Origin of the sequence: Uliginosibacterium silvisoli (assembly GCF_036017035.1) — a bacterium.
In the GTDB taxonomy this organism is placed as follows: Bacteria; Pseudomonadota; Gammaproteobacteria; order Burkholderiales; family Rhodocyclaceae; genus Viridibacterium; species Viridibacterium silvisoli.
In genome coordinates this window covers 407,779-428,343 of the sequence record NZ_JAYXHS010000003.1, presented here as the reverse complement: position 1 = coordinate 428,343, position 20,565 = coordinate 407,779, and the positions used below count along the sequence as shown (strand labels likewise).

Annotated in this window: 17 protein-coding genes; 6 read left to right on the top strand and 11 right to left on the bottom strand. The window is 59.2% G+C overall.

Features of this window, described 5'->3' with window-relative positions:
- Window positions 1-9: 9 nt before the first annotated feature.
- From VVD49_RS16645 to VVD49_RS16630, 4 genes are all read left to right on the top strand, one after another.
- Complete coding sequence (locus VVD49_RS16645) at window positions 10-516, top strand: pilus assembly PilX family protein (RefSeq protein WP_327600332.1); 507 nt, start codon at window positions 10-12, stop codon at window positions 514-516.
- Between the two features lie 21 nt (window positions 517-537).
- Window positions 538-924 carry a type IV pilin protein gene (locus VVD49_RS16640; RefSeq protein WP_327600331.1) on the top strand — a complete coding sequence of 129 codons (387 nt, stop codon included), beginning with the start codon at window positions 538-540 and terminating at the stop codon, window positions 922-924.
- A gap of 126 nt (window positions 925-1,050) precedes the next feature.
- Window positions 1,051-2,652, top strand: coding sequence for a malate synthase A (gene aceB / locus VVD49_RS16635; RefSeq protein ID WP_327600330.1), 1,602 nt, complete (start codon window positions 1,051-1,053; stop codon window positions 2,650-2,652).
- A 104-nt stretch (window positions 2,653-2,756) separates the two neighbouring features.
- Window positions 2,757-2,903, top strand: coding sequence for a hypothetical protein (locus VVD49_RS16630; protein WP_327600329.1), 147 nt, complete (start codon window positions 2,757-2,759; stop codon window positions 2,901-2,903).
- A gap of 129 nt (window positions 2,904-3,032) precedes the next feature.
- Here VVD49_RS16630 and VVD49_RS16625 read toward each other — a convergent pair whose 3' ends face one another.
- From VVD49_RS16625 to VVD49_RS16580, 10 genes are all read right to left on the bottom strand, one after another.
- Window positions 3,033-5,252 carry an NADP-dependent isocitrate dehydrogenase gene (locus VVD49_RS16625; RefSeq protein ID WP_327600328.1) on the bottom strand — a complete coding sequence of 740 codons (2,220 nt, stop codon included), beginning with the start codon at window positions 5,250-5,252 and terminating at the stop codon, window positions 3,033-3,035.
- A 163-nt stretch (window positions 5,253-5,415) separates the two neighbouring features.
- Window positions 5,416-7,044, bottom strand: coding sequence for a tetratricopeptide repeat protein (locus VVD49_RS16620; RefSeq protein WP_327600327.1), 1,629 nt, complete (start codon window positions 7,042-7,044; stop codon window positions 5,416-5,418).
- Window positions 7,045-7,190: 146 nt separating this feature from the next.
- A complete protein-coding gene (locus tag VVD49_RS16615; RefSeq protein WP_327600326.1) occupies window positions 7,191-9,260 on the bottom strand; it encodes a S9 family peptidase in 2,070 nt (689 codons plus the stop codon).
- An 83-nt stretch (window positions 9,261-9,343) separates the two neighbouring features.
- Window positions 9,344-11,140: an aspartate--tRNA ligase gene (gene aspS, locus VVD49_RS16610; RefSeq protein WP_327600325.1), complete on the bottom strand. Its 1,797-nt coding sequence runs from the start codon at window positions 11,138-11,140 to the stop codon at window positions 9,344-9,346.
- A gap of 234 nt (window positions 11,141-11,374) precedes the next feature.
- The gene (locus VVD49_RS16605) at window positions 11,375-11,974 is read right to left on the bottom strand and encodes a DUF502 domain-containing protein (protein WP_327600324.1); all 600 of its coding nucleotides are present in this window, start codon (window positions 11,972-11,974) and stop codon (window positions 11,375-11,377) included.
- A gap of 9 nt (window positions 11,975-11,983) precedes the next feature.
- Window positions 11,984-12,292, bottom strand: coding sequence for an FmdB family zinc ribbon protein (locus VVD49_RS16600; RefSeq protein WP_327600323.1), 309 nt, complete (start codon window positions 12,290-12,292; stop codon window positions 11,984-11,986).
- 131 nt (window positions 12,293-12,423) lie between these two features.
- Window positions 12,424-13,272, bottom strand: coding sequence for a prepilin peptidase (locus tag VVD49_RS16595; protein WP_327600322.1), 849 nt, complete (start codon window positions 13,270-13,272; stop codon window positions 12,424-12,426).
- A gap of 30 nt (window positions 13,273-13,302) precedes the next feature.
- A complete protein-coding gene (locus VVD49_RS16590) occupies window positions 13,303-14,538 on the bottom strand; it encodes a type II secretion system F family protein (protein ID WP_327600321.1) in 1,236 nt (411 codons plus the stop codon).
- A 22-nt stretch (window positions 14,539-14,560) separates the two neighbouring features.
- On the bottom strand, window positions 14,561-16,285 hold the full coding sequence (pilB, locus tag VVD49_RS16585; protein WP_327600320.1) for a type IV-A pilus assembly ATPase PilB: 1,725 nt from the start codon (window positions 16,283-16,285) through the stop codon (window positions 14,561-14,563).
- Window positions 16,286-16,622: 337 nt separating this feature from the next.
- Window positions 16,623-17,435 carry a cytochrome C assembly family protein gene (locus tag VVD49_RS16580; RefSeq protein WP_327600319.1) on the bottom strand — a complete coding sequence of 271 codons (813 nt, stop codon included), beginning with the start codon at window positions 17,433-17,435 and terminating at the stop codon, window positions 16,623-16,625.
- A 164-nt stretch (window positions 17,436-17,599) separates the two neighbouring features.
- On the opposite strand from VVD49_RS16580, the gene ffh reads away from it, so the two are divergent.
- On the top strand, window positions 17,600-18,961 hold the full coding sequence (gene ffh, locus VVD49_RS16575; RefSeq protein WP_327600597.1) for a signal recognition particle protein: 1,362 nt from the start codon (window positions 17,600-17,602) through the stop codon (window positions 18,959-18,961).
- 19 nt (window positions 18,962-18,980) lie between these two features.
- Complete coding sequence (locus VVD49_RS16570) at window positions 18,981-19,778, top strand: ferritin-like domain-containing protein (RefSeq protein ID WP_327600596.1); 798 nt, start codon at window positions 18,981-18,983, stop codon at window positions 19,776-19,778.
- Window positions 19,779-19,830: 52 nt separating this feature from the next.
- On the opposite strand, the gene VVD49_RS16565 is transcribed toward VVD49_RS16570, so the two are convergent.
- Complete coding sequence (locus tag VVD49_RS16565) at window positions 19,831-20,481, bottom strand: c-type cytochrome (RefSeq protein ID WP_327600595.1); 651 nt, start codon at window positions 20,479-20,481, stop codon at window positions 19,831-19,833.
- Between the last annotated feature and the right edge of the window lie 84 nt (window positions 20,482-20,565).

Below are 20,565 nucleotides of genomic sequence, written 5' to 3'. Positions count from 1 at the left end.
GAGTCCGCCATGAGATACAAAACGGGACAAGCCGGTTTGACCTTGATCGTCTCAATGGTAATGCTGGTCGTGCTGACATTGTTGGTAGTGGCGGGTATGCGCAGCTCAACGATGAGTGAGCGTATGGCAGGCAGTAGCATGGAACGCGCACGCGCCTATCAGGCTGCAGAGCAGGCACTCGCCCAAGCATCGGCGGTCCTTCAGACAAACGGAGAGGATTGTTTGTCAGGCTGTACCAATGTTACGGCCAGTGTGCAGGGCAAGGGCGTGGGTGCGGCGTGGACTGGTACGGCGCTGCCTGGGACTTGGAGCGAGACCAATGCGCTTTCGATTACAACTGCTACGGGCCAAAAAACGACGGCCAAGTACCTCATTCAGCAGCTACCTAGCAGCTTTGTGCCCGCGGCCAAGGCAAGTTTGGGGTGCATGGCGTACAGTGTCATGGGGCTTGGTCAAGGGTTGGTAAGCAATACTCAGGTCGTATTGCAGACCGTGTCTTTTGTCTGCCCCCTTTGAATTTCATCGAGGATCGGGGATATGAACATGGCGATTGAAGGTCGTCGCATAGCGGGCTTTACGCTGATCGAACTGATGATTGTGGTGGCGATTGTGGGGATTCTTGCCGCAGTCGCATTGCCGAGCTACAAGTCATATATAGCGCGTAGCAAACGGACCGATATTCAGCGTGAGCTCATTCAATGGGCCCAAGACCAAGAGCGCTGGTATACGACGAATGGGACATATCTCAATAGCGCAGGCACGGCTTGCGGGACTGGAGCTACGACCCAGAGCTCCGCCTACTCGCTTAGTTCCACTTGCACCGCCTCGACCTTTACGCTTACCGCGACGGCTGCCCAAGGCGGAAACAATCAGACCCTGGATAACACCGGAGACAGGCAACCGACAGGTGAGTGGGCAAAGTAGCTTGATGTAGTTGCTGAGCGTAAGAGGTCTGCATTGCAGGCCTTTTCGCTGATGTAAGCGGCCCCGTTTTACGGCAATGATCAGAAGGCGTAGAGTGCACTGCACCATTTTATGGGGAAGTGCGTCATGACTGTTATTGATTTGCCCGCTGGCGTCACAACGACGATAGAGCCGTATGAAGCCTTCTCGGAGGTGCTGTCTGTGCACGCCTTGGCGCTCGTCGCGAAACTTCATCGTCGCTTCGAGTCCTCCCGCCAGACTTTGCTAGCGGCGCGCATTACACGACAAGCCGAACTGGATGGCAGTGTCGTGCCCGGCTTCTTGAAAGAAACCACGATTGTTCGCGACGGGGAGTGGCGCATCGCACCGCTGCCGCTAGCCCTGCAGCGTCGCCGTGTGGAAATCACAGGCCCGGTCGAGCGCAAGATGATCATCAATGCGCTGAATTCCGGCGCGGATGCCTATATGGCGGACTTTGAGGATTCGAACACGCCGAACTGGGAGAACCAGATTCAAGGGCAGATCAATCTGATGGATGCCGTACGCGGCACGATCGGCCTTGAGCAGAACGGCAAGCAATACAAGCTCAACGACAAGGTTGCGACCCTGCTGGTGCGGCCGCGTGGTTGGCATCTCGATGAGAAGCATGTGCTGGTCGATGGTCAGCGCGTGTCTGGCGGCATCTTCGATTTCGCCTTGTTCTTCTTTCACAACGCCAAGGAATTGATTGCGCGTGGCGTAGGCCCGTACTTCTATTTGCCCAAGATGGAGAGCCATCTTGAGGCGCGTCTGTGGAATGACATCTTCTGCATGGCGCAGGACGAGCTCGGGATTCCGCGCGGGACGATCAAGGCGACGGTGTTGATCGAGACCATCGTGGCGACCTTCGAGATGGAAGAGATCCTGTACGAGCTACGTGAGCACAGTGCGGGTCTGAACGCGGGGCGCTGGGATTACATTTTCTCCTGCATCAAGAAATTCAAAACCAACAAGGACTTCTGCCTGGCCAACCGCAGCAGCATCACGATGACCTCACCGTTCATGCGTGCGTATGCGTTGTCGCTGGTGAAGGTCTGTCACAAGCGCGGCGCGCCGGCGATTGGCGGGATGAGCGCCTTGATTCCGATCAAGAACGACCCGGTGGCCAACGAGAAGGCGCTGGCGGGGATTCGGGCTGACAAGACGCGTGATGCGAATGATGGTTTCGATGGTGGCTGGGTTGCGCATCCTGGTCTCGTGCCGATTGCGATGGAAGAGTTCGTGAAGGTGCTGGGTGACAGGCCGAACCAGCTGGAAAAGCAGCGTGACGACGTGAATTTCACGGCGGCTGATTTCCTGAATTTCCAGCCAGAAACGCCGATCACCGAGGCGGGCCTGCGCAACAACATCAATGTCGGCATTCACTATCTCGGCTCCTGGCTGGCCGGCAATGGTTGCGTGCCGATCCACAACCTCATGGAGGACGCAGCGACTGCGGAAATCAGTCGTTCGCAGGTCTGGCAGTGGGTGCGTTCGCCGAAGGGCGTGCTGGATGATGGCCGCAAGGTGACGGAAGCCTTGGTGCGCAGCCTGATCGGCGAGGAATTGCTGAAGGTGAAAGCGAGCGTTGGGGCTGGTGGCGAGAACACCGAGACCTATGATCGTGCTGCCGAGATCTTCGAAACGATGTCGCTTGCCGAGGATTACCCGGAGTTTCTGACTTTGCCGCTTTATGAGGCGCTCGACTAGCTGTTGGCTTTGCTTTTCAGCCCGTAAACCGCTACATTTGCGGGCTAACCGGCTGGCCGCGCCGCCGGATTCTGGCTTTATCAAAGTAATTTCAGGAGATTTTCATGGCTATTACCCGCAAACGCCGTTCCGGTATCGAGCGTCGCTGCCTGAGCAAGGCTGCCAAGCGCATGTTCATGGGCATGCCACGTTCAGTGCTGCGCGCCGTGTATCAAGCTGAGTGCCACTTCAAGCAAAAGAAGCCACTCTGATCTGATCAGGCAAGTGCAAACAAAAAGCCCCGCAGTTGCGGGGCTTTTTGTTTGGGCTTTCGCCGTCTTTGCTGAGGCGACAAGAAAAAGGCGCGGTCCATGCCGCGCCTTTTTGCTGGCCTGCCTTGCTTACTTGATGCTGGCCAATGCTGCGTTGAGCGTCGCGCTCGGGCGCATCGCGGTCGAGCACTTCTCGGGCGAAGGGTGGTAGTAACCGCCCACATCCACTGGCTTGCCTTGCGCGCCGATCAATTCGCCAGCGATCTTCTCTTCATTGCTGGTGAGCGTTTCGGCGACAGACTTGAACGCGGCTTGCAGGCCAGCATCCTTGCTCTGTGCGGCCAGAGCTTGCGCCCAGTAGAGGCACAGGTAGAAGTGGCTGCCGCGGTTGTCGGTCTGGCCTACCTTGCGTGCAGGCGACTTGTCGTTCTCCAGGAACTTGGCGTTGGCTGCGTCCAGTGTTTCGGCCAGCACGGCAGCTGCCTTGTTGCCGGTCTTGGCGGCGAGTTCTTCGATGGACACTTGCAGGGCGAGGAATTCGCCGAGCGAATCCCAGCGCAGGTAGTTCTCTTCGAGGAACTGCTGCACGTGCTTCGGCGCCGAGCCGCCGGCGCCCGTTTCGTACAGGCCGCCACCTTCCAGCAGCGGGACGATGGACAGCATCTTGGCGCTGGTGCCGAGTTCGAGGATCGGGAACAGGTCGGTGTTGTAGTCGCGCAGCACGTTGCCGGTCACCGAGATGGTGTCCTTGCCGGCGCGGATGCGCGTGATCGACAACTTGCAGGCCTCGACCGGCGACAGGATCGGCAGCTCGAGGCCGCTGGTGTCGTGGTTCTTGAGGTAGGTCTTGACCTTCTCGATCAGGTTGCGATCGTAGGCGCGGGCTTCGTCGAGCCAGAACACAGCGGGCGTGTTCGTCGTACGCGCGCGGCCGACGGCGAGCTTGACCCAGTCCTGCACGGCGATGTCCTTGGTCTGGAACATGCGCCAGATGTCGCCGGTTTCCACTTCATGTTGCGTGAGCACCGAACCGTCAGCGGCGATGACCTTCACCGTGCCATCGGCCGGGATTTCGAAAGTCTTGTCGTGTGAGCCGTATTCTTCGGCGGCTTGCGCCATCAGGCCGACGTTGGGAACGGTGCCCATGGTCGTGACGTTGTAGGCGCCATGGGCCTTGCAGTCGTCGATGACGGCTTGATACACGCCTGCGTAGCAACGGTCCGGAATCGTGAACTTGGTGTCCTGCAGCTTGCCGGCAGCATTCCACATCTGGCCCGAGCTGCGGATGGCGGCGGGCATCGATGCGTCGACGATCACATCGCTTGGCACGTGCAGGTTGGTGATGCCCTTGTCGGAGTCAACCATGGCGACCGGCACGGCGGCTTCGGCAGCGCGCAGGTCGGCTTCGATGGCGGCCTTCTCTGCTTCAGGCAGCGATGCAATCTTGGCGTAGGCGTCGCCGATACCGTTGCGCACGTTGACGCCCAGCTTGGCGAAGGTGTCGGCGTGCTTGGCGAACACGTCCTTGTAGAACGCGCTGACGGCGTAGCCGAACAGGATGGGGTCGGAGACCTTCATCATGGTGGCCTTGAGGTGCAGCGAGAACAGCACGCCTTGCGCCTTCGCGTCGGCGACCTGTGCTTCGTAGAAAGCCTGCAGGCCCTTGCTGCTGATGAAGGTGGTAGCGATCAGCTCGCCATCCTTGACCTTCACTTCCTTCAGCGTCTTGGCGTTGCCTTGCTTGTCGGTGAATTCGATCTTGAGGGTGCTCGCAGCCGCGATGACAGCAGACTTTTCGTTGCCGTAGAAATCGCCCGAGGTCATGTGTGCGACGTGCGACTTTGAGTCCTTGCTCCAGGCGCCCATCGAGTGCGGGTGCTTCTTGGCGTACTGCTTGACGGCATTGGCGACGCGGCGGTCCGAGTTGCCTTCGCGCAGTACAGGGTTCACAGCGCTGCCGGAGACCTTGGCGTAGCGCGCCTTGATGGCCTTTTCTTCGTCGGTCGCCGGGTTCTCAGGGAAGTCCGGCACGGCGAAGCCTTGCGATTGCAGTTCCTTGATGGCCGCCTTGAGCTGGGGTACGGACGCGCTGACGTTAGGCAGCTTGATGATGTTGGCTTCTGGCGTCTTGGCCAGCTCGCCGAGTTCGGACAGCGTGTCCGGCACTTGCTGCTCGGGCTTCAGGAAGTCGCCGAAGTTGGCGAGGATACGTGCTGCAACCGAGATGTCGCGCGTCTCGACGGCGATGCCTGCCGTCTTGGTGAAAGCCTGAACGATGGGCAGGAAGGAGTAGGTGGCCAGTGCCGGGGCTTCGTCGGTGAGGGTGTAGATGATCTTCGCTTCGCTCATGGCTTTCTTTCGGGGGGAGTCGAGGGACGGCACGTTTCGTGCCGCAGCAAAGGCGGAAGTATATCAAGCGGCTAGGGAAACTACCGATGGATGATGCAATCGGCCCCCGTTTGACGGGCCTTTGGCGGCCGATTCACATCGGGAGAGCAGGCGGTGTCGGGTGTCAGAACTCGTTGGGTTTGACGCCGTGCTTCTTGAGCAAGCCGTGGAAGTAAGCCGTGATGGCTTTGAGCCGCTCGTTGCCGGGATCCTGCTTGCGCACGCGCTCGATGTAGGAACGGGCATCTGCCGCGAAGCGCGGATTCCAGCCGAGGTTTTCAATGTGCTTGAGCAACGACAGCGAGGCGTTGAAGAGTACGTTGATATTGCCCGGCATCTTGGCGACGGCTTGCATCATCTGCCGCACGGAACCATCGAAGTCACCGCGCTGAGCGAGTTGCGCGCCTTGCGCCATGAGGTCTTTGACCTCGTCCTTCACGCGATTGGCGAGTTGCTCGCCGAGTTCGGGGCGGCCCAATTCCACCAGCATGTTCTTGATGCGTTCGACAGCCTCATCGTCGGCAGCGTTGCGCATCACGTCCATGATCACTTCGGCGGCCTGGTCGTCGCGTTTGTTCTCGATGCAGATGCGCGCGAGGTCTTTCTTCAGTGCAAGCGTCGCACCGAGGCGTGGATCGTTGTGTTTGATGGCGTCGTCGAGCGCCGCTGCGGCGGTACCAAGATCGCCTTGCTGAGTGGCGACCATGGCGGTCGACAGGGCTTTGCAGAGCGGTGTCTTGGCCAGCCCCTCCATGCTGCGCTCCATGTCGCGCAGCGTGGCGCTGGCCGCGGTGGCATCGCCAGCACCGAGTTGCGCCTTGACGAGGGAGACGTGGTCCTCCGGGTCGCGGAAGTCTGAATACTTGCCCTTGCGCACGACCTCGGACATGGTCTTGATCGCAGTCTCGTGGTCGCCCAGCTCATTTGAAACTTCGCCGAGGCGCCGTAGACGCCGAGTGGTGTGCGGCGATACCTTGATGGCGTCCTGCAGGGTTTGTTGCGCACCTTCGAGTTCGCCCATGGCCTCGCGCGTGCGCGCCAGCCAGTCGTAGGCGTCCATGTAGTTGGCATTTTCCTCTATCAGCGCCGAGAAGCCGGTCTGGGCTTCTTCCAGTCGCTTCTGCAGGAACAGGGTCTTGGCCAGACCGAGTTTTGCCCAGGGCACCGCCTTCGAATCGAGAACCTGTGCATAGATCTGTTGCGCGTCATCCGTCTGGCCCGCACTCAGGTGCAGCTCGGCACGCAGGCGCAGAAAGTCGATGAGGAAGGCTGGGTGTTCTTGCTCCCCCCGTCGGCAGAACTCGATGGCGTCCAGCAGGTTTCCCGCTTCGACCAGCTTGTAGGTCGGCATGAAAGCATCGCGCTTGGTCAGTGCGCGCGACAGGCGATCAAGCAGCTTCTCCGACGAAAACGGCTTGAGCACGTAGTCGTTGGGGGCGAGTTCGACTGCGCTGACGACGCGCTCGTAAGAGCTCTCGCCGGTAATCATGATGAAGATGGTCCACAGCGGGATCAGGTGATGGTGGCGCAGGTCTTCCAGCAGGTGCTGGCCGTCCTGCCCCTCGCCGAGGTGGTACTCGCACAGGATGATGTCGAAGTTGATCTCGCGCAGCTTGCGGATGGCGACGCCGGCAGTGACGGCGAGATTGACCGTCGTGATGCCGCCCAGCGCAAGCATGTTGCGCAACTGGGTGCGCATGGCCGCGTTGGACTCGACAATCATCACCGAGATTTCGCTGAGTTCTTGCGGCATGGCTGGCTGGATGGCTGTCCGGTAAGGTCGGCGAAGTGTGCAAAGTTGGTATGCCGAGCTGAGTTCGGCAAGGACTGGCAACGGCACTGGGGGCCGTTTTCTTTAGGGGCGGCGTGGCTCCGCAGGCCCGCTCTGCGGGCTTTCCCTTACGCGCCAGTTCGATCCTGCAGCACGCTAAGCGCGAAGGCCAGCTGACGCGCCCGCTCGCGCAAACTGTCGTAGCGCCCTGAGGCACCGCCATGGCCCGCCTCCATGCTGGTGACGAGCAGCAAGGGGTTGCTGTCCGTCTTGAGCGTGCGCAGTTTGGCCACGTATTTGGCGGGCTCCCAGATCATGACCTGGCTGTCATGCAGCCCGGCCTCGACGAGGATGGCGGGGTAGGCCGTCGCGCCGAGATTGTCATAAGGGGAGTAGGCGAGCAGTCGATGATATTCCGCGCGGATAGTGGGGTTGCCCCACTCTTCGTACTCGCCGATGGTCAGCGGCAGGCTGTCGTCCTGCATGGTGGTCACGACGTCCAGGAAGGGGACTTCCAGCATGGCTGCCCCGAACAGGTCGGGGCGCAGGTTGAGTGCCGCGCCTACCAGCAGACCGCCCGCGCTGCCGCCCTGAGCGAAGATCCGTCCCTTTGCCGTGAAGCGTTCGGTGATCAGCTTTTCAGCGCAGGCGATGAAGTCTGTGAAGCTATTGTGCTTGTTCTCAAGGCGGCCGGCGTCATGCCAGCGTTGCCCCATCTCTCCACCACCGCGCACATGGGCCAGCGCATAGACCCAACCGCGATCGAGCAGGGATAGGCGTGACACGGAAAACCAGGGGTCGTTGGTGATGCCGTAGGCACCATAGCCATCAAGCCATAGCGGGGCGCTGCCGTCGCGCTTCAAGCCCCTGCGATAGACCAGCGACACGGGAATGGCGGTGCCATCTGCGGCGCGCGCTTCGATCCGCTCCGAGACATAGTTGGCCGGATCGAAATCGCCGAGCACCGGCTGGCGCTTCAGCAGGAGGGCTTGGCGTGCGCCGGGGTTGTAGTCGTAGACCGAGTCAGGCGTGGTCAGCGATTCGTAGGTGTAGCGCAGTGATGGCGAATCCCACTCGGGCAGGTCTTCCAGATCGACTACGTAGCTTGGATCGTTGAAAGCGATGTGATGCGTAACGCCATCGGTGAAATGCGTGATGGCCAGTTGCAGCACGCCCTGCGCGCGTTCCGTGGTGATGCGCCAATTCTGGTACAGGTCGAAACCCTCCAGCACGACGTCGTCACGATGCGGGATGCACTCACGCCAGTTCTCGCGACGCCAGTCGCTCAGCGGCGCTTCAACAAGCCGGAAGTTGGGGCCCGTGTCGTTGATGCGGATAAGCAGCCGGTCCGAATGGTGATCGACCTCGTACTCGATGCTGGCACGGCGTTTCGCCACGATCCGCCAGCGCCCCTGCGGACGATTTGCCGGCAGGATGCGCGACTCACTCGTCGTGTGGCTTGATGAGCTCAGCACCAGATACGCCCGGCTGCGTGTCTTGGCGACCATCAGGTTGAAGCGCTCGTCGCGCTCCTCGAAGAGCGGCGTGTCTTGCGTTTCGAAAAGCTGATGGCGCCACAGCTGGTTGGCGCGCTTGGTCTGTGTGTCTTCGGTGACGTAGAACAGCGTCAGGTCATCTTCTGCCCACGCGAGGCTGACCACGTGGTTGCGTGTGGTACGCAGATTCTTGCCCGTCGTCAGATCCCGCAGCCGCAGGCGATATTCGCGCTGCCCGCGTGTGTCTTCTGCCCAGGCGAGATAGCGTCCCGAAGGGCTGATCTCGTAGTCGCCAACCTCATAAAAGCTCTTGCCCGCGGCTTCCTGGTTTTCATCCAGCAAGACCACTTCGGCAGAGCTTTCCCAGCCGCTCTCCGTAATGCGCTTGCGGCAGTGGATCGGATACTGCGCGCCTTGCACGGTACGGCTGTAGTACATCCATTCGCCATACTTTGTCGGTACCGACAGATCGGCTTCCTGGATGCGGCCAAGCATTTCCGCATACAGGCTCTCCTGCAGCGCGCGCGTTGGCGTCAGCACCTTCTCCGCGTAAGCATTCTCGGCCTTGAGATAGTCGAGCACTTCTTCGCTTTGCACCTTGCGTAGCCAGTAGAAGGGATCGACGCGTGTGTGGCCGTGGGCCACCAGTTGCTTTGGGCGAGGCGGCGCGACGGGGGGCTTGGCGGAGAGGTCAAGCTTCAAGATCGATTCCTGTCAGGTACAAGAAACAAGGGCCGCAAAAGGAAATCCCTTTGCGGCCCCGTTGATTTGCGAGCTACTTGCGGTCAGCCTGCGGCTTCTTCCGTCTTGGCGACGTTGCGCAAGCGGATATGCAGTTCGCGTAGTTGTTTCTCGTCGACCGGGCTCGGTGCAAGCGTCAGCAAATCCTGCGCGCGCTGGGTCTTCGGGAAGGCGATGACGTCGCGAATCGATTCAGCGCCAGTCATCATGGTGACGATGCGGTCCAGACCGAAAGCCAGGCCGCCATGTGGAGGCGCGCCATACTTCAGCGCGTCGAGCAGGAAGCCGAACTTGAGCTGGGCTTCCTCTGCACCAATGCCGAGGGCCTTGAAGACTTTCTCCTGCACGTCTGCGCGGTGGATACGCACCGAACCGCCGCCCAGCTCCCAGCCGTTAAGGGCGAGGTCATAAGCCTTGGCCAGGCACTTGCCCGGATCCGTGTCGAGGTACTCGAGGTGCTCGTCTTTTGGCGACGTGAAGGGGTGATGACAGGCGACCCAGCGCTTGCTCTCCTCGTCGTAATCGAACATCGGGAAGTCGACCACCCAGGCTGGCGCCCACTTGCGGCCATCGACATGCCCCTTTTCGTGACCGATCTTCGAACGCAATGCGCCGAGTGCGTCGGAAACGATCTTGGCCTTGTCTGCGCCGAAGAAAATCAGATCGCCGCTTTGCGCGCCAGTGCGCTCCATCACCGTCTTCAGCGAGGCTTCGGACAGATTCTTGACGATGGGGGATTGCAGGCCGGTTTCGTTGAGCTGGGTAACGTCGTTGACCTTGATGTAGGCCAGACCCTTCGCGCCGTAGATCTTCACGAACTCGGTATAGCCATCGATTTCACCGCGCGACAGCGACGCGCCGCCTGGAATACGCAGGGCCGTGACACGACATGCGGGGTCGTTGGCTGCGCCAGCGAAAACCTTGAAGCTCACATCCTTCATCGCATCAGCGACATCGACCAGCTCCAGCGTGACGCGCAGGTCAGGCTTGTCCGAGCCGTAGCGGGCCATGGCTTCGCCGTAAGTAATGCGCGGGAACGGGTTGGGCAACTCGACATCAAGCGCGTCCTTGAACACGTAACGGATCAGGTCTTCCATGATCGCCGTGATCTCGTTTTCCGTCAGGAATGAGGTCTCCATATCGACTTGGGTGAATTCAGGCTGACGGTCAGCGCGCAAGTCTTCGTCACGGAAGCACTTGGTGATCTGGTAGTAACGGTCGTAGCCGGCCACCATCAGCAGCTGCTTGAACAGTTGTGGTGACTGCGGCAGAGCGAAGAACTGACCGTCATGCACACGGCTCGGTACGAGGTAATCGCGTGCGCCTTCCGGCGTGCTCTTGGTGAGCATCGGCGTTTCGATGTCGACGAAGCCAGCATCGTCCAGATAGCGGCGGAATGCGCGCGCGGTCTTGTAACGCAGCATCATGTTCTTCTGCATCGCGGGGCGGCGCAGATCGATCACGCGATGCGTCAGGCGAACGTTCTCGCTGAGGTTCTCGTCGTCAAGCTGGAAAGGCGGTGTGACGGAGGCATTGAGCACTTCCAGTTCATGCGCAAGTACTTCGATCTCGCCGGAAATCAGGTTGCTGTTGGTCGTGCCCTCCGGGCGGCGACGCACCTTGCCAACGACGCGCAGGCAGAACTCGTTGCGCACGCCTTCAGCCACCTTGAAGGTGCCGGCGCGGTCGGGGTCACAGACGATTTGCACCAGGCCTTCGCGGTCACGCAGGTCGATGAAAATCACGCCGCCATGGTCGCGACGACGATGGGCCCAGCCGAACAAGGTCACGGTCTGGTCGAGATGAGCAGCACTGACGAGGCCGCTATAGGTGGTACGCATGTGAAACTCCGGATGGTCTATTTGTTCTTCTTGGGCAGCGGCGACTTGCCATGCTGCCCCTCGAAAATGCTGCTGGATTGCGTGAGCGGATGCCGGGGTTGAGCGCAGGGGTGTGCGTTCAACCCACGCGATTTCGCACGGTCGAGGGCCGTAGTGGCGAGGCTGTTGCGCTGCGCAGAAGGCAGAGGGGCGAAATTTTCATGGCCGCGTAGTGTGCCGGATTTTCGCGAAAGTTCAATGCCCACTGCTGCCGGGAGGCACAACGCCCATGGAAATGATGTGCTTGAGCGCTTCATCCACGGTCATCTTGAGCTCCACGACTTCCCGCTTCGGCAGCATCAGGAAGAAGCCCGAAGTAGGATTCGGCGTCGTAGGCACATATACATTGATGCATTCTTCTGGCAGGTGTGCAGCCACCTCTACTGCCGGTATGCCGGTCTGGAAGCCAATGACCCACGAGCCCGCGCGCGGGTATTGCACCAGCACTGCATGGCGAAAAGCCTGGCCGCCCGGCCCGAGCAGGGTATCCGAAACCTGTTTGACGCTCGAATAGATGGACTTGACCACCGGGATGCGTGAAAGCAGGCTTTCCGACGCTTTGACGAGGCGCTGACCGAAGAAGTTGGAGGCAATGACACCCGTCAGCAGCACTGCAAGGACCGTCAGCAGTGCGCCCAAGCCCCAGATCTCGAAGCCAAGCCACTCCTGCGGGCGCCAATGTGCTGGCAAAAGCAGCATGCTCCTGTCCAGCGAGTTCACGAGCAGTTGCAATACCCAGACGGTAATTGCCAGCGGTACCCAGACAAGCAGACCGGTAATGAGGTATTTCTTCATCTGGCGGTGTCAGTGGCAGGCGCAGCCGGGATTGCAGGCTGAAGCCGCCGTGCTCGGCGCGGCGTCCGCAGTTGCAGGCGCTTCGGTCTTGGCTGTAGCTTCAGTGCCGGAGTTCGTCGCAGCAGGCGATGCGCTTCCGCCCTTGAAGTCCGTTGCATACCAACCATTGCCCTTCAGTTGAAAGCCGGCGGCGGTCAACGCCTTGCCGAATGCTTTGCTGCCACAAGCAGGGCACGTCTCGATCGGCGAATCGCTGACTTTCTGCAGATAGTCTTTTTTCTGACCGCAGTCGCCACAGCGGTATTCGTAGATCGGCATTTTTGAATCCCCAGTACGTATTTGAGAAGCTATTGCTCAATTTTAACGCAACGCAGCAACATCGAATGTGAAAACGATGTCGCAGGGGGAGATAAGTGAGGACGGATCAGGCGATCTCAAGCGCCAAGCGCCTAGATGCCCATCACAAGCGCGGAAAGTTGCTTCCCGAAGAACAGAGCGATCACCCCTGCCGCGGCGAGATAGGGGCCAAAGGGAATGGGCGTCTCGCGACCGTGTTTCGCGAACACCATGAGACTGATACCGATAATGGCACCAACCAGTGAGGAAAGCAGGATCACGATCGGCAGCACCTGCCAGCCCAACCAGGCACCGATTGCGGCCAGAAGTTTGAAGTCGCCATAACCCATGCCTTCTTTGCCCGTCACCAGCTTGAACAGCCAGTACACCGACCACAACACCAGGTAGCCGGCAGCCGCCCCTGCTACGGCATTGGGCAGGGTGCTGAATACACTCCCCACATTGAGCAACAGGCCTAGCCACAGCAAAGGCAGTGTGATGTCGTCAGGCAGCAGCATCGTATCGAGGTCGATGAAGCACAGTGCGACCATGCTCCAGAGGAAGGCCAGTGCGCCAAGACATGCCCAGCCATAACCAAAATGCCAGGCTGCACCGGCAGACAAGATGCCGGTGAGCAATTCGACCAGAGGATAGCGCGCGCTGATATGTGCCCTGCAACCACGACAGCGGCCACGCAGGGCGATGTAGCTCACTACTGGGATATTTTCGAGCGCTGAAATGAGATGCCCGCAATGCGGGCATTTCGAGCGTGGCGTGGCAAGGTTATAGCGTTCGCTCTTGGGAGGCTCTTCGTCCCTGAGCGAGGCCGCTTCCTCTTGCCATTGCTGCTCGAGCATTTTGGGCAAGCGGTGGATGACAACGTTGAGGAAGCTGCCGACACACAACCCCATCAAGCCGCAGACAAAACTCAATGCGACCGGGTGTTGGAGAATTTCAATCATCAAGGCTCAGATCGTTTTCTGCTGTTCGGGTTAAACGACCTGACCGAGCTTGAAAATTGGCAGGTACATGGCAACCACGAGCCCGCCGATCAGCGTGCCGAGGAAAACGATGATCATCGGTTCGATCAATTGCGAGAGGCCGGCAACCATGTCGTCAACCTCCGCTTCGAAGAAGTCGGCGACCTTGCCACACATGCTATCGAGCTGGCCAGATTCCTCTCCGATAGAAATCATTTGGACGACCATAGCAGGAAACACTTGGGCTCCTTGCATGGCGACAGTAAGACTGGTTCCGGTTGCGACTTCGTTTTGAATGTTCTTTGTGGCGACGAAGTAAACCTTGTTGCCCGAAGCTCCCGCCACTGAGTCTAAAGCTTCAACCAAAGGTACGCCCGCAGAGAACATTATGGAAAGTGTGCGAGTCCAGCGGGCGATTGTTGCTTTGCGAATAATGTCGCCAAAAACCGGAAGCTGCAAAACCAGCCTATCCACGGTAGCTTGCAATTGGGGTGAGCGCTTATGAACGTTTATGAAACCGATGACAGCTGCTGCCATGGCGGCAAAGATGAAAAAAGCATTAGCTACAAAAAAATCGGACAGAGCAATAACAATGAGCGTGGGGCCTGGCAGATCGGCCCCGAAACTCGTAAATACTTTCTTGAACTCTGGGACGACGAATAGCATGATCACCGAAGTCACAACTATGGAGACCAAGACGACTGCTGCCGGATAGAAGAGGGCCGATTTGATCTTGCTCTTGATAGCCAAGATTTTTTCTTGGTAGGTAGCCAAGCGATCCAGCAGATTTTCCAGCGCACCTGATTGCTCCCCTGCTTGTACCAAGTTTGCATAAAGCGCATCAAAGTAGCTTGGACGTTTGCGTACCGCCTGTGACAGGCTTGTCCCGGTCTCAACGTCGTTGCGGATTTCGTTCATCAGACGCGCCATGGCGGGGTTGCCTGACCCCTTGATTGCAATATCGAACGACTGCAATAGCGGCACGCCGGCCCGCATCATCGTGGCCAACTGGCGCGTAAAGATAGCGATGTCTTTCTGCTTGACCTTCGCGCCCCGTCCGAACGAGCGTTTCTTGATCTTGACGACCGAAATGCCTTGGCGGCGAAGTGCCGCTTGCACCACGTTTTCTGTTGCCGCGCGCAATTCTCCGCGCACCATCTTGCCGGTCTTGTCCTTGCCCTCCCAAGTAAAAAGCGTTTCTTTCTGTTCGGTGCCGGGGCGACGTGGGCGGGCTACGGTAGTGGCCATGTTCGGGGTCCTGTGATGCGTACTATTCGTTCGTGGTAGCGAGAACTTCAACCAGTGAAGTCATGCCTTGTTTGACCTTGAGCAGGCCGGACTGACGGAGATCCTTGATGCCTTCGGCCTGCGCTTGCGCGGCGATATCCATGGAGTTGCCGCCAGTCATGATGATGTGCTGGATTTCCTCGGAAATGGGCATGACTTGATAGATGCCTACCCGCCCCTTATAGCCGCTTCCCTTGCAGCGGTCACAGCCATTCGGACCAAAGGCCTGCCAGCTGCCATCGAGGTCTGCTTCCGAGAAGCCAGCCTGCATCAGCACTTCAACGGGAATATCAATTGGTTTCTTGCAGGTGCACAATCTGCGCGCCAGACGCTGCGCGGTAATCATGATGACACTGGATGCGATGTTGAAAGGGGCGATGCCCATGTTCTTCAAGCGATCCAGCGTTGTCGGAGCGTCGTTGGTGTGCAAGGTCGACAGTACCAAGTGCCCCGTCTGCGCGGCCTTGATAGAGATTTCTGCTGTTTCAAGGTCGCGGATTTCGCCGACCATGATGACGTCCGGATCCTGCCGCAGGAAAGACTTCAGCGCGGCCGAGAAATTCAGTCCCGCCTTGTCATTCATCGAGACCTGGTTGATGCCGGGCAGATTGATTTCCGCGGGATCCTCCGCGGTCGAGATATTGACGCCCGGTTTATTGAGAATATTCAGGCAGGTGTAAAGCGAAACTGTCTTGCCACTCCCGGTTGGTCCCGTCACGAGAACCATGCCGTACGGGCGGCTCACGGCGTCGAGCAAAGCTTGTTTCTGCTCGGGCTCGTAGCCCAGCGCATCGACCCCCAGCATCGCTGAGCTGGGGTCAAGAATACGCATGACGATCTTTTCACCGTGCAGGGTGGGCAGCGTTGACACACGGAAGTCGATGGCCTTCGTCTTGGACAGCACCAGCTTCATGCGGCCATCTTGCGGGATGCGCTTTTCAGCAATGTCCAGACGGGAGATGACTTTGATGCGCGCGGAAATCTTCTCGCGTAACGCGAGCGGGGGCTGCACCATTTCACGCAACACGCCGTCGGTTCTGTAGCGGATGCGATAGAACTTTTCGTAAGGCTCGAAGTGGATGTCGGAGGCGCCTTCGTTGATGGCGTCTACGAGCATTTTCTGGATAAAACGCACGACCGGTGCGTCATCGACATCTGCCCCGGCAGTATCTGTGGTGGACGATTCGTCAGAGAACTCGACCCCGTCACCGAGATCTCCCATGTCGAAATCGCCGGCGTCGGTGAGGTTGCTCAATGCCGTGCTGGCAGTTTCTGTCAGGCGGCCGAGTAGGGGCGCAAGCTTGTCTACTTCAACAACGACGGGATCAACAGTCATGCCCGTCTGGAAGCGGATCTCGTCCAGCGCGCGCATGTTCGTGGGGTCGGCGAGGGCGACCGTCACGCGATTGTTGCGTTTGGAGAGAGGAATGACTTGATGCTTGGAGATCAGTTTCTGATCGATTGCGTCTTTTGGAATCTGGGCTTCGTCGACTGCGGCCAGATCGAGCATCGGGAAGCCGAACATCTCCGCGCTGAACAGCGCGAGGTCAGACGCCTTGAGAAACCCCTTCAGCACGACTTCGCCAACAAAGCCGCCCGGATTGCTGTGGCCTGTTGAGCATGCAGCGGCGTCGGCTTCCTTGAGCCGTCCCTGTTGTACCAATGCTCGAGCCAGGCCGCTCAGAGCTGTTTGCGGATTTGCCGCCATCTATGTCCAGACGTCCGTTGTGTAAGGAATCTTGTCAGGTTAGGAAGATCAATGGCTTACACATGATTCTTGATGTTGCACTGTGAGAGCCATGCTTGTAAAGCCTTTACCATTGAGCCAAGACCGGCGGTGACGATAAGGCTTGGGACTTGTTCTGCCGGAATGCGAGCTCTGATATCCACCAAACGTTGGGAAATCATAAGCCCATTCAGTGTTTTCGGCCTTGTGGGCGCAAGGTTTAGGTCCCTAGAAAGAACTGATTGCGTAGCAATTCTGCGATTCCTGGCGCTCTTGCTGCCGATGCCCTGCAGTCTGTCGTGCTCTACCTGGGTTGCCCTCAGGGTTTGTGCAGCAGGACTTCCAGTACGAAGCGGGTGCCTGCATAGGCGAGGAACAGGCAGACGAAGCCTGCCAGCGTCCAGCGTTGGGCGACGCGTCCGCGCCAGCCACGCAGATGGCGTCCTATCAGCAAGATGCCGAACAGCAGCCACGAGATGATCGTGAAGACGGTCTTGTGGTTGATGGTGAGAGGCTTGCCAAAGACTTGTTCCGAAAACAACACGCCGGATCCAACGGTGAGTGTCAGGAAAATGAAGGCCACGCCGATCAAGCGGAACAGCAGATTTTCCAGTGTCAGCAACGGCGGGAGACCGCCTATCGGGCTGGTGAGTCGCGCGTGGTGTAACTGGCGCTCGGCGACGGCCATCATGACCGCATGCAGGGCTGCCAGCGTGAAAAGGCTGTAGGCCAGCATGGCTACGACGAAATGCAGACGGAATGCCCAGCCGTCGGCACTGACATGCATGCTGCCGGGGAGGACTGCGGGCAGGAAGGCACAGAGCGCGGCGGGTAGCATGGCCAGGGTGAGCAAACTGTCTATAGGCGTGACGAAGCTTTCCGCGAAGTACATCACCAGCGCCAGCCACAAGGTCAGGGACAGTGCGATGGCCAGCCCGAAGTGCAGTGTGCTGCCGTCGAACATGTCGAGCCACAGTACATAGCCGTGTGTCAGCAAGGCGGCCCCGAGCAGGATGCTGACCGGGAAGCGGTTTGCGCCCCGGTCTTGAAGATTGCGCAGCAGATGCCACTGTATGAGGCCTACGAGAGCGTAGGTCGAGCTCGGAACGAGATGCAGTAGAATGCCGGACATTCCCCGAGTTTAACGCGGCGCGAGTTTTTCCTGCATTGTTTGCCTGTGATCAGGCGATGCGTTCAGGACAGCGCACGCGACTCATGGTGCCGGTCGAAGCCGAGCTAGCCCTGCGCAGCGCCTTCGCGGCAATTGCATCCGCATTATTTTTTGGCATCCATCCCATGCTCGACAATCTCACCAATCGCCTCGCCAAGGTCGTCAAGACCTTGCGCGGACAGGCTCGACTGACCGAAGACAATATCTCCGAGATGCTGCGCGAAGTGCGCATGGCCCTGCTCGAGGCTGACGTCGCCTTGCCTGTGGTCAAGGATCTGATCAGTCGAGTGAAGGAAAAGGCGGTTGGGCAGGAGGTGATTGGCTCGCTGACGCCAGGTCAAGCGCTGGTGGGGGTCGTCAATGCCGAGCTGACCGAGATCATGGGAGGCTCCCAGGCGACGCTCAGCTTCGCCACCCAGCCGCCGGCCATCATCCTGATGGCGGGCCTGCAGGGGGCTGGCAAGACGACTACGGTTGGCAAGCTTGCCAAGTTCTTGAAGGAAAAACACAAGAAAAAGGTACTGACCGTCTCTTGTGATGTCTATCGCCCCGCGGCCATTACGCAGCTGCAAACGGTGACAGGGCAGGCTGGCGCAGAGTTCTTCCCGTCGACGGTGCAGCAGAAGCCGGTCGACATCGCCTTGGCGGCCATCGACTTCGCCAAGCGTCACTACTTCGACGTGCTGCTGGTTGACACCGCAGGTCGTCTGACCATCGACGAACAGATGATGGATGAGATCAAGCAGCTGCATGCTGCCGTGAATCCCATTGAAACCCTGTTCGTGGTGGATGCCATGCTGGGTCAGGACGCCGTGAATACGGCACGTGCCTTCAACGAAGCGCTTCCGCTCACCGGTGTCGTGCTGACCAAGCTTGACGGCGATTCGCGTGGCGGTGCCGCACTATCTGTTCGTCATGTCACCGGCAAGCCGATCAAGTTCACCGGCGTGGGCGAAAAGCTGACCGGGCTTGATGAGTTTCATCCCGACCGTATGGCCAGCCGCATTCTTGGCATGGGTGACATCCTGTCGCTCGTCGAGGGCGCGCGCAACATGGTCGACGAGGAAAAGGCCAAGGAATTTGCCGACAAGCTCAAGAAAGGCAAGGGCTTCGATCTGAATGACTTCAAGGATCAGATGGTGCAGATGCGGAAGATGGGCGGTCTGTCGTCGTTGATGGACAAGATGCCTGCCCAGTTTGCACAGGCTGCGTCGCAAATCAAAGGCGATGAAGCCGAGAAGTCCATGCGCCGTGTCGAGGGCATCATCAACTCCATGACGCCGGCAGAACGCAGCAATCCGGAGCTCATCAAGGCAAGCCGCAAGCGTCGCATTGCGACTGGCGCTGGCGTGCAGGTGCAGGAAGTCAATCGTCTGCTCAACCAGTTCGAGCAGATGCAGAAAATGATGAAGCAGTTCTCCCAGGGCGGTCTGGGCAAGCTCATGCGCGGCATGCGTGGCATGAAAGGCATGCTCCCCGGCATGTAACGCAGTGGCGGGCTTGGAAATGAATGTCGAGGCATTGGCGCTTGCCGCCTTGATGTGCCCGACGCCGCAACAGAAATGCGCGCTCACGACAGCTTTGCGGGCTCGTTGGCGAGCCGGTGAATTGTCTCGCTCCGGTCTGCCCGCGACAGGACGCGTTGAGGTGCCTGGCCGGCCGCCACGGCCAGAGCTCGTGTCGCCGGATCAGGTGCCGCGTCGCAGCCCGCATACAGTACCGGGCCGTGCAGCGCTCGTGCACGCCGTGGCGCACATAGAATTCAACGCGATCGATCTGGCGCTTGATTGCGTACTTCGCTTCTCCGCTGAAGGTGATGAATTCGTTACGCAGTGGCTGTCAGTCGCGAGCGAGGAGGCCCACCACTTCAGTTTGCTGTGCGCGCGCCTGCACGCCTTGGGCTACGCCTATGGTGACTTCACTGCCCATAACGGTTTGTGGGACATGGCAGTGAAAACCGACGATGATTTTCTGGCGCGCATGGCCTTGGTGCCGCGATTGCTGGAGGCTCGTGGACTGGATGCAACGCCCCTGATACAGGCCAAGTTACGTCAGGTTGGTGACACCGAGACGCTTGATATTCTCGACATCATTCTGCGCGACGAGATCGGTCATGTCGCGATTGGCGATCGATGGTTCCGCGTCGAGTGCGCGCGACGCGGGCTGGAGCCCGAAATGGAATTCCGGCGCCTGATTGCGCACTTTGGCGCTTTGCCTCCGCGCCCGCCCTTGAATGTCGAGGCACGTCTGGCTGCGGGTTTTTCCCCTGCAGAATTGGAGCGTTTCGAAGATTTCCGCCGCTAAAACAGAACGGGCCGCATGAGCGGCCCGTTTGTTTCGTGCGTTGAACCCGAGACTAGCGCAGACCTGCTGCGTAATCGGCGACTGCCTTGATTTCCGGCTCGGTCATCCGGATCGCGATGGTCCGCATCGCGCCGTTGGCGTCGTTAGTGCGTACGTTGTCACGGAACGAGCGCAGTTGCGCCTCGATGTATTCCGGGTGCTGGCCAGACAGGCGCGGGAACTGCGCCGGGATCCCGGCGCCTGCCGCGCCGTGGCAGCCCGCACAGGCAGGCAGGCCCTTCGAGGCGTCACCGGCACGCCAGATTTTCTGGCCAAGGGCAATGTTTGCCTTGTTCTTCGTCAGGTCCGGCTTGGCTTTTTGCTGCGAGAAATAGACGGCCAAGGCCTTCATGTCCGCGTCCGAAAGTGGTGCAGCCATGCCGGACATGACCGGGTTGTTACGCTCAGCGGGCTTGCCGTTCTGCGACTTGAAATTGGCGAGCTGCTTGGTGAGATATTCGGGGAATTGGCCTGCCAGCGAAGGATTGATGGCAATAATGCTGTTGCCGTCGGCGCCGTGGCAGGCTGCGCACACTTGTTCTGCGGTTTGTTTTGCCTTGGCCAGGTCAAGCGGAGCGGCCTTGGCCGTTTCTGTCGCAGTGACGGTTTGACAGACAAAATGGCTGGCCAAGGCCAGGCTCAGGAACAACTTGCGCTTGATCATCATTACCTCAAAGGCTTTGGGCGATTTAGAATCGCGCAATTCTATAACACTGGCGCAGCATTTGGCGCCACGGCAGCACTGGCT

Excerpts from the sequence above, each read along its gene's own strand:
- VVD49_RS16640 (WP_327600331.1), top strand. The coding sequence starts at position 538 with ATGAACATGGCGATTGAAGGTCGTCGCATAGCGGGCTTTACGCTGATC.
- aceB (WP_327600330.1), top strand. The coding sequence starts at position 1,051 with ATGACTGTTATTGATTTGCCCGCTGGCGTCACAACGACGATAGAGCCG.
- VVD49_RS16645 (WP_327600332.1), top strand. The coding sequence starts at position 10 with ATGAGATACAAAACGGGACAAGCCGGTTTGACCTTGATCGTCTCAATG.
- VVD49_RS16605 (WP_327600324.1), bottom strand. The coding sequence starts at position 11,974 with ATGAAGAAATACCTCATTACCGGTCTGCTTGTCTGGGTACCGCTGGCA.
- VVD49_RS16565 (WP_327600595.1), bottom strand. The coding sequence starts at position 20,481 with ATGATCAAGCGCAAGTTGTTCCTGAGCCTGGCCTTGGCCAGCCATTTT.
- ffh (WP_327600597.1), top strand. The coding sequence starts at position 17,600 with ATGCTCGACAATCTCACCAATCGCCTCGCCAAGGTCGTCAAGACCTTG.
- VVD49_RS16620 (WP_327600327.1), bottom strand. The coding sequence starts at position 7,044 with ATGCCGCAAGAACTCAGCGAAATCTCGGTGATGATTGTCGAGTCCAAC.
- VVD49_RS16625 (WP_327600328.1), bottom strand. The coding sequence starts at position 5,252 with ATGAGCGAAGCGAAGATCATCTACACCCTCACCGACGAAGCCCCGGCA.
- VVD49_RS16595 (WP_327600322.1), bottom strand. The coding sequence starts at position 13,272 with ATGATTGAAATTCTCCAACACCCGGTCGCATTGAGTTTTGTCTGCGGC.
- VVD49_RS16580 (WP_327600319.1), bottom strand. The coding sequence starts at position 17,435 with ATGTCCGGCATTCTACTGCATCTCGTTCCGAGCTCGACCTACGCTCTC.
- aspS (WP_327600325.1), bottom strand. The coding sequence starts at position 11,140 with ATGCGTACCACCTATAGCGGCCTCGTCAGTGCTGCTCATCTCGACCAG.
- VVD49_RS16600 (WP_327600323.1), bottom strand. The coding sequence starts at position 12,292 with ATGCCGATCTACGAATACCGCTGTGGCGACTGCGGTCAGAAAAAAGAC.
- pilB (WP_327600320.1), bottom strand. The coding sequence starts at position 16,285 with ATGGCGGCAAATCCGCAAACAGCTCTGAGCGGCCTGGCTCGAGCATTG.
- VVD49_RS16590 (WP_327600321.1), bottom strand. The coding sequence starts at position 14,538 with ATGGCCACTACCGTAGCCCGCCCACGTCGCCCCGGCACCGAACAGAAA.
- VVD49_RS16570 (WP_327600596.1), top strand. The coding sequence starts at position 18,981 with ATGAATGTCGAGGCATTGGCGCTTGCCGCCTTGATGTGCCCGACGCCG.
- VVD49_RS16630 (WP_327600329.1), top strand. The coding sequence starts at position 2,757 with ATGGCTATTACCCGCAAACGCCGTTCCGGTATCGAGCGTCGCTGCCTG.